Below are 12,832 nucleotides of genomic sequence, written 5' to 3' on the forward strand. Positions count from 1 at the left end.
GTTAAATAAACTTAAAAAAACTAAACAACTTATCGGTAAAAGCCCATTGTTACTCCGCCGTCTACATTCAGAGCATTACCTGTTGATTTGTTTAACAGGCCACCCACAAATGCAAAACATGCGTTTGCAATATCATCAGGCAATATAATTTCATTTAATAAGGTACGTTTCGCATAGTATGCAGGCAATTCTTCAACGGTAATTCCGTATGCCTTTGCACGACCTTCAGCCCATCCGCCAGACCAGATATTAGAATCTGAGATTACAGCATCAGGATTAACCGTATTTACACGGATTTTATCAGCTCCTAACTCAGCAGCCATTAAACGTGTTAAATGCGCCTGAGCTGCTTTTGCAGAACCGTAACCAGGATTATTTGGCCCCGCTACTACTGCATTTTTAGAAACAATGTTTACGATGTCTCCACCAAAACCTTGTTTACGCATTACTTCGATTCCGGCTTTAGAAACAATAAACTGTCCTTTAACCAAAATGTCATATAATCTGTCCCACTCTTCAAGTGTGTGTTCTGCAATTGATTTTGAAATACTGATACCCGCATTGTTGATAATGATATCAGCTCCACCAAATGCTAAACAAGCTGCATCTAATGCTTTTTCTGTGCTTACCTCGTCAGTAACATTTAGTAACGTACTTGAAACAGCGTCTTTACCAAATGCTTTGATAAATTCTGCTTTTGCACCTTCTAAACGCTCTTCATTAATATCATTGATCACTACGCAAGCGCCTTCTTCTGCAAATTTTTTAGCGATAGCTTTTCCAATTCCACCGGCAGAACCGGTAACTAATGCTACTCTTCCTGAAAGAGCTTTTGGTTTTGGCATACGCTGTAATTTTGCTTCTTCCAACAACCAGTATTCGATATCAAAAGCTTCCTGATGTGGCAATGAAGTATATTCTGAAACTGCTTCTGCACCTTTCATAACATTTACTGCATTCACATAATATTCAGATGCTAAACGTGCCATTGTTTTATCTTTGGCAAACGTAAACATACCTACTCCGGGATATAAAATCACAACTGGGTTTGGATCACGCATTGCAGGCGAATTAGACTTTTTACAAGCATTGTAATAGTCTTTATACATGGCTCTGTATGCTTCAAACGCAGGAGTTAATTTTGCTTTAATTGCATTTATATCTGATAAATCTTCGTTTGGATCTAATTCTAAAACCAAAGGACTGATCTTAGTACGCAAAAAGTGATCCGGACAAGAAGTTCCAAGAGGAGCTAATTTTGACAGATCATTAGAGTTGATGAATTCTAAAACTCTTGCATCATCCGTATAATGACCAATCATCTGACGCTCAGAAGAACAGAAACCTCTTAAAATCGGAGCTACTTTAGCAGCCTTCAATTTACGATCCGCTTCGGCAAGGCTGTCGATTTTTTTACCTCCAAAAACCGGACGTTTTTTTCCGTAATTACTTTCTAAATATTCAGCACACTTTTCAATTACTTCCAGTGTATTAATATAGCTTTCATAAGCAGTATCACCCCAAGTAAACAAACCATGAGAACCTAACATGATGCCACGTAATTTCTTTCCTTTTTTATCAGCTTCTTCCAGACAGCTTCTTAATTGAAGTCCTAAATCGAAGCCTGGACGCTGCCAGCCTACCCAACCGATTTCTCCATCAAATAATTCTTCTGTGATTTTTGCTCCGTCTTTTGCTGCCGCAATTGCAATAGCGGCATCTGGGTGCAGGTGATCAATATGTTTAAACGGTAAAAAACCGTGTAAAGGTGTATCAATTGAAGGTGCTTTAGAAGCCAAATCAAAAATACAGTGGTTAAACAACTCAACCATCTCATCTTCAAATTCAATGCCTCTGTATACATTTTCAAGATTGCGCAATCTGTCCAAATACAGTGCTGCACAACCTGATTTTGTCAATGTCCCGATGTCTCCACCAGAACCTTTAATCCACATTACCTCAGAGCTTGCACCTGTCAATGGGTCTTTATCTGTGATTTTTACAGAAGTGTTTCCACCTCCATAATTGGTAAGTCTTAAATCAGCTCCCAATAAATTAGAGCGATAGATAAAAAGAGCAACTTCGTCTCCTGCCAGTGCTGCAGCTTTAGCGTCATCCCAAAGATAGCTTACATGCTGAAAAGTCATATTATTTGTGTTTATATTTGACATTTTATGAATATATATTTATGTTTTGATTATTATAAAGAGTTTCCAATTCCTACTAAAACAATGGATAACATGATCAATACGATTCCTAATAAAAATGTATTGAACGTTTTCTTAGAAACACCTGTCCATTCTTTAAGGTAAAATCCCCAGAAGTTTGCCGTAAGAATAATAGTTGACATGTGCAAAATCCATGAACTTGCCCCGTTTCCTAACTTACTTTCACCCATTCCGTAAAAGAAAAATTGTAAAAACCACATTGTTCCCGCAATGGCTGAAAAAAGTATGTTCTTTGAAATTGGTGTTTTGGTATCAGTGTAATTTCCAAAAGTTTTGTTCTTGAAATTAAGATAAAGACACCATACAAAATTAGTCGTCAGTCCACCCCAAAGTATCACGATATAGCTTACATTATTTTGAAACAAAAATTCACCCTGATTTGGATGCAATGCTTTCCATGCTTCATTAGCAGCATCTGCCATTGGTTTTCCTGCCTCAATACCATAATTAAAGAACGCACTTAAAATCCCTGAAACAATAGCAATGATAAGTCCTTTTGTAATATTAAAATCCTGATCTTTATCTTCATGACCTACAGCAAAATCTTTTTCTTTCAGCATTCCTGCCTTTCCTGAAATTGCTATCCCAATAAGACAAACCAATACACCAAGTAAAACCAGTCTTCCTCCATTATTAGTTAGCATATCCGTAAAAGAAATTTTACCTTCTGTAGGATAAAAATTATAGTATATGGAAGGTACTAAAGCTCCAAAGGCAGAACAAAAACCCAAAACGATTGAGTTTCCTAATGACATCCCCAAATAGCGAACACCAAGACCATAAGTAAGTCCTCCAATACCCCATATTAATCCCATTGTATAAGCCAGTACTTTTACACTTGAAGAAGTGTCAGCAATAATATCTACAAAATTTGGAATCGTTAAATAAGCAGCAATCGGGGGAACAATTAACCAGGAGAAAAAACCACCTATAAGCCAATAGCTTTCCCAAGCCCAATCTTTAACTTTTTTAAAAGGCATATAAAAACTGCCTGAAGAAAATCCTCCAATGGAGTGAAAAATAATCCCTAGTAATGATTCCATTTAATTTTTTATTTAGTGGTTAAGGCGATAGTTAAATCTGATGATGTAAAATAATAGAATGTAAAAAAGAAAACTATCCTGTACTGTCCTTTCTCTACTTTTTATTTATTTCAAATCATAAATTATTGCGATAAGATTGGTTTTATAGTGTTTTTTTAAATTTAAAATTCATATTTTAGCAAACTCATGCGTTATTAATATTTTTTAGACCTTTTTGAAGAAAAATATTACGTATTATACAATTAATAACTCCAATCTCTTAACATTTAGAGAAACTTTACTATACCAACCATGATTAAGTTAATTAAAATAGATGAAGACTCCAGAGTACCTAAATACAAGCAAATTGTAGATTCTATTCTACAAAATATTGCCAATGGTAACCTGAAAATAAATCAAAAGATTCCTTCTATAAACAATTTCAGTGAAGAGTTTTATATGTCAAGGGATACCGTTGAGAAAGCTTATAATATTTTGAAAGAACGAAAAATCATTTCTTCAATACGAGGAAAGGGATACTATATTACCAGAACAAAATTAGAATCGAAAGTCAATATTTTGTTTCTTTTTAATAAACTGAGTGCATATAAAATGAAAACATACAGCTCTTTTATTAACACTTTAGGAGCAAATGCACATGTTGATTTACATATTTACCATTGTGATGAAACTCTGTTTCTAAATCTGCTGGATAAATTTGAAGGTGCTTATGATTATTATGTAATTACAACACATTTTAAGACTGATGAATTAAAACACTTAAGTTTTACTGATGAAGTAGCCAAAGCCATCCAGCAAATCCCGCAGGACAAATTGGTAATCATGGATAACATAAAGATTGGTTTAGGAACCGAGGTTATTAAAATTTATCAGGATTTTGAAAATGATATTTACAATGCCTTAAAAGAAGGACTCTCTAAAATAAATAAATACAAAAGACTGATTTTAGTTTATCCTGAAAAAGCCGTATACCCCTATCCGAGAAGAATTTTGCATGGTTTCAGAAAGTTTTGTGTTGAGCATGAAATTAACTTTGAAATCCTAAGCGAAGTTTATGATGATATGATCTTGAAAAAAGGAGACTTGTTTATCACTATTGAAGAATCTGATTTGGTGAATTTAGTCAAACAAATAAGAGATGAAGAATATATTTTAGGTCAGGACATTGGTGTAATTTCTTACAACGATACTCCGCTAAAAGATTTATTGGGGATAACCGTTATGTCAACCGATTTTAATAAAATGGGAGAAATTGCTGCCAGAATGATCTTAAACAAAGAAAAAGGAGAAGTAAAAGTTCCTTTTAATTTTATCGACAGAAATTCTATATGATTATAATTAGTTGTTAAATGTTAATTTTTTAAATCTTGATTTTTATTTAGAACTAATATAAATAATATTTTATCTTTGTCTCGCATTCTGGCCTAATACCACCTGGGATAACAAATTAATTGTACTAATCCTTTACCAGAGCCAATTAAAGATGAATAGTAATACCAGCTTTGAATCCAATAAATTTGAGTCTTTTAAAAAGGGAGATGAAGCTGCGTTTACTTATTTCTACGACAAATACTTCCGTCGGATTACCTCATTTAATGTACAGTTTATTTATGACCAACAGGAAGCTGAAAATCTTACACAGGAAGCATTCATTAATTTATGGCAAAACAGGGAAAATATTGAATCTATAAACGGAATACAATCTTTTCTATACACCTACGCCAAATCAAAATGTCTGAATATTATTCGGCATAATAAAGTAAAAGACAAATTCAAAAACGATTTATTAAATCATACGGAAAGAGAGCTCAATATCGAAGTCCTAAATTCGATTCAGTTTGATACTTTAGAACTAACTGAATTAGAACGTATAATTAATGAATCTATAAACGATTTACCTCCAAAAACTCGTGAAGTTTTTATAAAAAAGCGCTTTGAGAATAAAAAAAATGCAGAAATAGCAGAAGAAATGCAGGTCTCCCTAAAAGCTGTTGAAGCCCATATGACAAAGGCTTTGAAGATTTTAAGAACTAAATTGTCGGATTATTTATTTTTGATTTTTATTCTTATTTATAATAATTAAAATTAAATAGTAGGGTATTTTATTTCTGAAGTGTACTTATCATAACGAGAAGTTAAAATTCAGATTATGAAATCAGAAATAATTTATAAGTACTTATCAAACGAAGCCTCTGAACAGGAAATTCTAACGCTTTTTGAATGGATTGAAGCTTCTGAAGAAAATAAAAAACAGTTTATCACTATAAAGAAAACATGGGTACTTACTGCCTTGTCTGAAGATATTTCAGTTAATTCAACTCCGGTAATTAAGATTAAACCAAAAAATAAAGCTGCTAAATATTTGCAATATGCCGCTGTCATTTTAGTGCTGCTGGGTTTAGGAAAAATTGCTTTTAATTTTAATTATAAGACAAAACATTCAAAAGAGATTGTACTCGAACTTGGCAATGGACAGACAGAATACATTACAAAAAACAATCACAGCAATTTATTAAATAACAAAGGAGAAGTGATTGCTAAAAAACTTCATGGTCAGATTGTTTATTTTGGTAAAGTTAAAGATAATGAAGTACTATATAACTCATTAAAAATTCCTTATGGTAAAACATTTAAAGTTATACTTTCTGATGGAACTGTTATTAGTTTGAATTCCGGAACCACTTTACGCTATCCGGAACAATTTGGTGTTAACGGAAAAAGAACTGTTTATTTAACAGGAGAAGCCTTTTTTGAAGTAGCTAAAGACAAAGAACATCCCTTTATTGTAAATGCTAATGAGGTCGACATTGAAGTTTTGGGTACCAAATTCAATGTAAATGCTTATCCTGAAACCTCTATAGTTAACAGTGTTTTGGTCGAAGGAAGCATTCGCATATATGAAACTGCAAGTCCTTCAAATTCTGCATTGCTAAAACCAAACCAAATGGCTACATGGCAAAACGGCTCAAATAAAATTACAACAAAATCAGTTGATCCTTCTTTTTATTCTGCCTGGACGAAAGATGAACTTACTTTTAAAGATACTCCATTTTCGACCATCACTAAAATAATTCAGCGGACTTATGATGTTGAGATTATTAATAAAAATTCAGATTTAGCCAAACAGACTTTCACCGGAACCATTAAAATTAGTGAATCAAGCGTAAAAAACATTTTAGAGCTTCTAAAACGTGACACACCCTTTGATTACACTATTAAAGAAAATACCATCACCATTACCAATCTTCCGTAACCACCTAAAATATGAATCTTACTGCACAATTTTCAAGAAAAATTCTATTTTTCTTAGCCATTATATTATCAGGTTTAAAGGGTTTTTCACAAAACAAATCAATTACACTGCATTTTAAAAATGAACCAATTAGCTTGATTATCAAATCTATTGAAGAACAAACTGATTTTAGGATCATCTATAATTCAAAAAAAATTGATGCCGATCAAAAAGCGAGTATAAATGTAAAAAATGCCTCTTTGGAAGCTGTTTTAAAACAATTATTTAAAAGCAAAAATATTTCGTTTTATATTCAGAAAAAACAGGTTTTATTAACGAACTCTACTCCTCCTTCAAGAGATAATTCAGAAGAAACAGAAAGAACAATCAAGGGAATTGTATTGAATGCTAAAGATAGCTCGCCGTTACCCGGAGCAACAGTAATGGTAAAAGGAACCGGAAGAGGTGCTATAACGGATATTGACGGAAGGTTTATTTATCAGTTGAAAGAAAAACACATCGCTAATGTTGTCCTTCAGGTTGTACTGCTCGGAATGGTAACTCAGGAACAGGAAGTTGGTAATGAAAATGATTTTACTTTTTATATGGAAGAAGCTGTAGATGAGCTGAATCCGGTTATTATTACATCTTCGTACGGAACAAAAAAGTTAAAAGAAGAAATTGTAGGAAGTATTTCAACTATTACGGCAAAAGATATCCCGGTGCATCAAGCCTCAGAAAGTATTGATAAAATGCTTGAAGGGCAAATGGCTGGTGTTTTAGTTGAAAATACTTCAGGCGTTGGAGGTCCTGTAAAAATTAATATTCGTGGACAGGGAACATTAAAACCATTAAATGGAAATCTTATAAGTACATCCTCGCAACCTTTAATCATTATTGATGGAATAATTATGACAGAAGAAACCGGTATTGATAATGGTTTCTTTACTGGCGTTGGAGGTGATGGTGAAAACTTATCAAATCCTCTGGCAAGAATATCTCCTGATAATATTGAAAGTTTTACTGTATTGAAAGATGCAGCGGCAGTAGGTTTATATGGTGCAGATGGCGCAAATGGAGTTATACTGATTACCTCCAAAAAAGGTAGAAAAGGCAAAGCTAAATTTAGTTTTTCGAATCAGCTTGGAACTTCGACTGCTATTAATCAAATCAAATATCTCAATGGTGCTCAATATGCTGAACTTAGAAATGATTATTTAAAAAATACTACAGCTAATTATGTTCCGGTTCCCTATAACGGCATAAATACTAACTGGTTTGATTTATTAAATAATTCAGGTATGTATAACAAATACAATTTTAGTGTTACAGGCGCAACTTCTAAATTTTCTTATAATGCTAATTTAACGTATTTAGATATTGATGAACCTCAGTTAGGCAATACAACGAAGCAATTAAATGGAGGAATAAATTTAGGCTACAGAACATCCAAATGGAATATCAACTTATCTCTCAACCCTAGTTACATCAAAAAAGATGCTCCAAACATCTATTATGATTTTGCATATTTACCAAACCTATCCCCTTATAATGCTGACGGAACATATTCTAAAGTTGGATTGAATGGTATAACTGGAGGTAATCCCCTAGCAGCTATTGATCAAAATATGAACGTAACAGATTCGTATAGCGTTTTGGGAAGTTTGAACTTAGGATACGAGCTGAATAAAAACATAAAAATTTCTACTTTATTCGGTATGGATTATAAAGATAAAACTCAGGATCGTTATTTTTCTGCTGAAAATGAAAGTGGTCAGGCAAATGGTTCTTTTATGTATGAGGGCAATATCTATCCTGCTTATGGAAGACGTCTTATCAATGAGCGAAATTCAACCAAATGGAATTGGCAGGGACAGGCATTATTTAATAAACAAATCAATCAGGATAATGCCATAGATGGTGTTTTAGGCTCTGAACTTTCTGAAGAGAGAACTGATTTTAACTATTCATCCGCCAGAGGTTTTGTAAATCCAAATATAATAAACGATATCCAAGATGCTATTCAGGATGATGATCCTTTAACCCCTTTAGTGGATGAATCTAAGGCAAGACAAGCTTTTGAAAGTGATATTAATTATAATTCAAGAGTCTCTTTCTTTTCTCAAATTAATTACAACTATAAGAAAAAATATTATTTCTTAGGAAATTTTAGGCGTGATGAAAGTTCCGTTTTTGGTAATGACACCAATGTAGCCCTAAACAGTGGTGCTGGCCTGGCCTGGTTAGCAAGTAATGAAAACTTTTTAAGATCAAGTTCGTGGATTGATTTCTTAAAACTAAAAGTAAGTTATGGTTCTACAGGTAATTCAAGAATTGGTTCTTACAGATCAAAAGGACTCTATAATATATTAGAAAATGGATACAATGGTGGAGAATATGCAACTCCAAGCGATGCTCCTAATGGAAATTTGAAATGGGAAAAAAATAAAAAATTTAATGCCGGTGTAGATTTTAATGTTTTTAAAACTATCGAATTAACATTAGAATATTATTATGATGATCTCAGCGATTTGATTACAAGCAGGGATATTCCTGTAGAAACCGGATATAGTTCTGTACAGTTAAATGCTGCAAGTATGTATAACACAGGTTTTGAATTAAGTACGCGAATCAAATGGTTTCAGAAAGGCAAATTTAAATGGACAACTGCATTTAATATCTCTACTGTAGATAGTAAAGTAACTGATTTAGTAGGATTAGGCAGTGATTACTCAACAGCATCAATCGCACTTGCACAAAAAATTGGTTACAGTACTACAACAATCTGGGGAGCTAAGTGGGCCGGAGTTGATCCTGCAACTGGAAGGGATTTAATAAATAAAGATGGGCAAATTTATGATGCTGCAGCATATAACAGGACATTTACAGCAGCAGACTGGGAGCCAATTGGTGATTCACAGCCTAAAGCTTTTGGTGGATTTAACAATAGCTTTTCTTTAAATAATAGCATCACATTAGGTATAACAGGGTCTTTTCAATGGGGTGGGGATAAATTAGTTTCTGATAATATTATTTCAAAATATCAAATTACTTCAAACCGAAATATGTCTGTGAACGCTTATGATTACTGGAGAAAACAAGGAGATATTGTTTCTCAGCCGGCTCCAAGCAATACTGCTTTAGTACCTAATTTAGACAGAAACATTTACGATGCTACCTACATCAAAATCAGTAATATCAACCTGAGTTATAATGTTCCAATAAAAAATACTTTTCTGGATGCCTTAACTGTTTTTGCAAATGTCACAAATGCATTGTATTGGTATAAAGAAAAGAGCCCGGAAGGAATGAACGGCATTAGAGAATTCAGCTATACTTATCCACAAGCACGAACTATTTCGTGTGGTATTAATACTAAATTTTAAAAGATGAAATATTTAAAAAGTATCATTAGATCAAAATATATAATCATTCTAACTATAAGCTTTTTAATGTATAGCTGTAGTAATTTTTTAGAACAGGAGCCAGGAGATAAAACTTCAATTACAGAACAGTTAAAAGATAAGAAAGGAGTATTAATGGCATTAAACGGTTTATATTTGGCCCTCAAAAATAATGTGAGTGGAGAAATATTTTCTGTTTATGCAGACCTGCAGGGCGGTAATTTAAAATTTAGCCCTTCTCTGGTAGCCGGTACAAAAGGAGAAATCACCATTCCTGAAAACATAAAAGAAGTATATTCCTTCGAAGATCAGTCTGTGGAATCTGATTTTGCATTATTCTACACAAATGGCTATAGTATTATCAATCAGGCAAATCTTATTTTAGAATATACAGATGCTCTGTTAGATGCTACTGCAGCAGAAAAAAGTCAAATAAAAGCTGAGGCTATGACTGTTAGGGCTTACATGCACTTTTTGCTAAGCGAAATCTATAGTCAAAATTACGGATATACTCAGGATGCTTCTCATATGGGGATTGTTTACAGTACCCACTCGATTGGTAAAGGTATTACTTATCCTGCAAGGGAAACTGCCGCCAATACTTATTCATTGATTATAAATGATCTTAAAACATCTCTTGATTTATATAGTAACGCGGTTCTTTTCGATGGCCCTGCTTATTCTTATTTTAATAGTAACAGTACAAAAGCTTTGTTGGCCAGAGTTTATCTCTCTAAAAAGGATTGGAAAAATGCTTATGATACGGCAAATGATGTAATCGAAAATTCTGGTGTAAGCCTGATAAGTTCTGCCGATTATATTTCACAATGGGAAAAGATAGATCTCCCTACATCCGAAACTTTATTAGAATTTTCTGTAACTAAAAATACCGATGGATCTTTTACCGGATCATTATCATCCTATTTTGGATATACTTTTGATACTAATTATGAAAGGTATACAGCATCGCAGGATTTGATTGATCTGTATGAAACCAATGATATTAGAAAACAGCTGTTTTTAGTAAAACCACTTTCTACATTGGTGAATTTACAACCGGTAATGCTTAACTATTATTTTACTAAAAAGTTCCAGGGAAATCCCGGATATGTGGCATTTAGGTTAAGTGAACAATATTTAATAAGGGCCGAAGCATCAATAGGACTTAATAACCCGGAACAGGCAAAGAAAGATATTAATATTATAAGAGAAAGAGCAAACGCTGCTTTATTAACTACTACAGATAATATTGCCGAAGCTTTGTTTCTGGAAAGAAGAAAAGAGCTTTGTTTTGAAGGGCACCTGTTTTTTGATATAGCAAGGAACAAAAAGGATATTTCTCGTACTGATGGCTGCATATCGTTAAACTGCGGACTCACCTACCCATCACCTAAGTATGTATTACCAATACCACTAAATACTCTTTACGTTAACTCAAATTTAGAACAAAATGAATCGTATTAAAATTATATCTGTATTGTATATCGTTGCAACATTATTTTTTTCTTGTTCTAAGGACGACTATAGATTAGACTCAAAAAACTTTGATCCTTTTATAAGGTTTAATTTATTGGTAAACACTTCAAATAATATTCCACTGGAATATCCATCTGTTAATACCGTTTTGGCTCCTATAGTTAGTTTTGAAAACAAATCGGTAAAAACATTAAAAGTACCGGTAACATTAAGTTCAATACCTTTAAAATCTGCTATTACAGCAAAATTTAGTGCTGTTACTTCCGGAGATGTAAATAGTTTTAGTATAGAACCTACAAACGAATTACTTTTTGAAGGAAGTAAATTAACTGATACTATCTTTATTTCTTTTGAAAAAAGATGGAAAGAAAAACAAACTATAACCTTAAAATTAGAAAGTACATCTGATCCTGAAATTCATATTGGTAATTTAAATACATCTGTTTCAAATGACGTCCTAACAATCACATTAGGCGAAGTGAGTACACCGTATTCATTGTCAGCAAATAGAATAGTTGTAAAAGGAGCTGCTGGCGAAACAATTGACTTTAAAGTAAATTTTCCTAACGGATTTATTCCTTCAGAAATTGAAAATCTTGCTATTTTCAAATTTCTAAATGGCTTTGATTATTCTTTAACTCATGATGACTTTGGGGATAACAGAAAATCAATTACCTATCACTTAACTCTTTTAGAAGATATTCAGGAAGACGATGTATATTATGAAACCAGCATTACACTTGTAAATGCAGGAGATTATATTGCTACGGGAACGAGTGTCTTACAAATCGTTAAACCTATAAAATCGAATCGTGATATTCTTGCAAATCCTGCTTCTAAATTCTATGATTTATCAAATCAATTTTACCTGACATATGGTGAAAACTGGTTTGATAGAAGTGGTACTTGTGCATGGCAGGCTTTTAATGCTTTTACTTTTCCTGTGGTAGTAACAAAGGATAATGAAAATGCCATCTTGTACAGTGACAAAGGAAACACAAACCCTAATGATGATGTTTACCATGATGCTTTTAAAATTGGGTTTAATGTATCTACCGGTACTAATACAACCAATTCATTTAATCTAAAAAGATGGTTTTCTAACGAAAGTACTACTAGCGCAAACTCACCAGGATTTAATATTACATCAGCATTAGAATTTTTTCCTGAAAACGGTAACAGCAAAACGAATGGAAAAGTTCTCGTAATTCCTCAATATATCACAATTACCGGAACGAATAAAAACAGCTATAGTATTGCAATTTCAGGTCAAGGAACTTACAAAGAAATTAGTACGGGTTTATTTGAAATTTCTTTTGAATTGAAATTAACCAACGATAAACTTTTTGGAGGAACAGTCTCTTCTCAATATAGGATTTACAATAATAAAGTTTATCCAACATTAGCACCTTTAAATGAATCTTGTCCTAAAGAAGTTACATTATAATT

8 protein-coding genes are annotated in these 12,832 nt (G+C 33.0%); 6 read left to right on the top strand and 2 right to left on the bottom strand.

Features of this window, described 5'->3' with window-relative positions:
- Positions 1–29 precede the first annotated feature (29 nt).
- A complete protein-coding gene (locus DMB65_RS03025) occupies positions 30–2,171 on the bottom strand; it encodes a bifunctional aldolase/short-chain dehydrogenase (RefSeq protein WP_110305193.1) in 2,142 nt (713 codons plus the stop codon).
- 29 nt (positions 2,172–2,200) lie between these two features.
- Positions 2,201–3,271, bottom strand: a complete 1,071-nt coding sequence (rhaT, locus tag DMB65_RS03030; RefSeq protein WP_110305194.1) for an L-rhamnose/proton symporter RhaT — start codon at positions 3,269–3,271, stop codon at positions 2,201–2,203.
- A 291-nt stretch (positions 3,272–3,562) separates the two neighbouring features.
- Between rhaT and DMB65_RS03035 the strand changes: the two genes are divergently transcribed.
- The 6 genes from DMB65_RS03035 (at position 3,563) to DMB65_RS03060 (ending at position 12,830) form a co-directional block, all read left to right on the top strand.
- Positions 3,563–4,603 (top strand): GntR family transcriptional regulator, encoded by a 1,041-nt coding sequence (locus DMB65_RS03035; RefSeq protein WP_110305195.1) that lies wholly within the window; start codon positions 3,563–3,565, stop codon positions 4,601–4,603.
- A 151-nt stretch (positions 4,604–4,754) separates the two neighbouring features.
- Complete coding sequence (locus DMB65_RS03040) at positions 4,755–5,354, top strand: RNA polymerase sigma-70 factor (protein ID WP_110305196.1); 600 nt, start codon at positions 4,755–4,757, stop codon at positions 5,352–5,354.
- Positions 5,355–5,420: 66 nt separating this feature from the next.
- The gene (locus DMB65_RS03045; RefSeq protein WP_110305197.1) at positions 5,421–6,524 is read left to right on the top strand and encodes a FecR family protein; all 1,104 of its coding nucleotides are present in this window, start codon (positions 5,421–5,423) and stop codon (positions 6,522–6,524) included.
- A gap of 11 nt (positions 6,525–6,535) precedes the next feature.
- On the top strand, positions 6,536–9,889 hold the full coding sequence (locus tag DMB65_RS03050) for a SusC/RagA family TonB-linked outer membrane protein (RefSeq protein WP_110305198.1): 3,354 nt from the start codon (positions 6,536–6,538) through the stop codon (positions 9,887–9,889).
- A gap of 3 nt (positions 9,890–9,892) precedes the next feature.
- Complete coding sequence (locus DMB65_RS03055) at positions 9,893–11,371, top strand: RagB/SusD family nutrient uptake outer membrane protein (RefSeq protein ID WP_110305199.1); 1,479 nt, start codon at positions 9,893–9,895, stop codon at positions 11,369–11,371.
- Complete coding sequence (locus DMB65_RS03060) at positions 11,358–12,830, top strand: hypothetical protein (protein ID WP_110305200.1); 1,473 nt, start codon at positions 11,358–11,360, stop codon at positions 12,828–12,830. Before DMB65_RS03055 ends, DMB65_RS03060 begins: the two co-directional genes overlap by 14 nt.
- Positions 12,831–12,832: the final 2 nt, after the last annotated feature.

The sequence above is a fragment of the Flavobacterium cheongpyeongense genome, assembly GCF_003202435.1.
GTDB classification, from domain to species: domain Bacteria; phylum Bacteroidota; class Bacteroidia; order Flavobacteriales; family Flavobacteriaceae; genus Flavobacterium; species Flavobacterium cheongpyeongense.

Excerpts from the sequence above, each read along its gene's own strand:
- DMB65_RS03050 (WP_110305198.1), top strand. The coding sequence starts at position 6,536 with ATGAATCTTACTGCACAATTTTCAAGAAAAATTCTATTTTTCTTAGCC.
- DMB65_RS03025 (WP_110305193.1), bottom strand. The coding sequence starts at position 2,171 with ATGTCAAATATAAACACAAATAATATGACTTTTCAGCATGTAAGCTAT.
- DMB65_RS03040 (WP_110305196.1), top strand. The coding sequence starts at position 4,755 with ATGAATAGTAATACCAGCTTTGAATCCAATAAATTTGAGTCTTTTAAA.
- rhaT (WP_110305194.1), bottom strand. The coding sequence starts at position 3,271 with ATGGAATCATTACTAGGGATTATTTTTCACTCCATTGGAGGATTTTCT.
- DMB65_RS03035 (WP_110305195.1), top strand. The coding sequence starts at position 3,563 with ATGATTAAGTTAATTAAAATAGATGAAGACTCCAGAGTACCTAAATAC.
- DMB65_RS03060 (WP_110305200.1), top strand. The coding sequence starts at position 11,358 with ATGAATCGTATTAAAATTATATCTGTATTGTATATCGTTGCAACATTA.
- DMB65_RS03045 (WP_110305197.1), top strand. The coding sequence starts at position 5,421 with ATGAAATCAGAAATAATTTATAAGTACTTATCAAACGAAGCCTCTGAA.
- DMB65_RS03055 (WP_110305199.1), top strand. The coding sequence starts at position 9,893 with ATGAAATATTTAAAAAGTATCATTAGATCAAAATATATAATCATTCTA.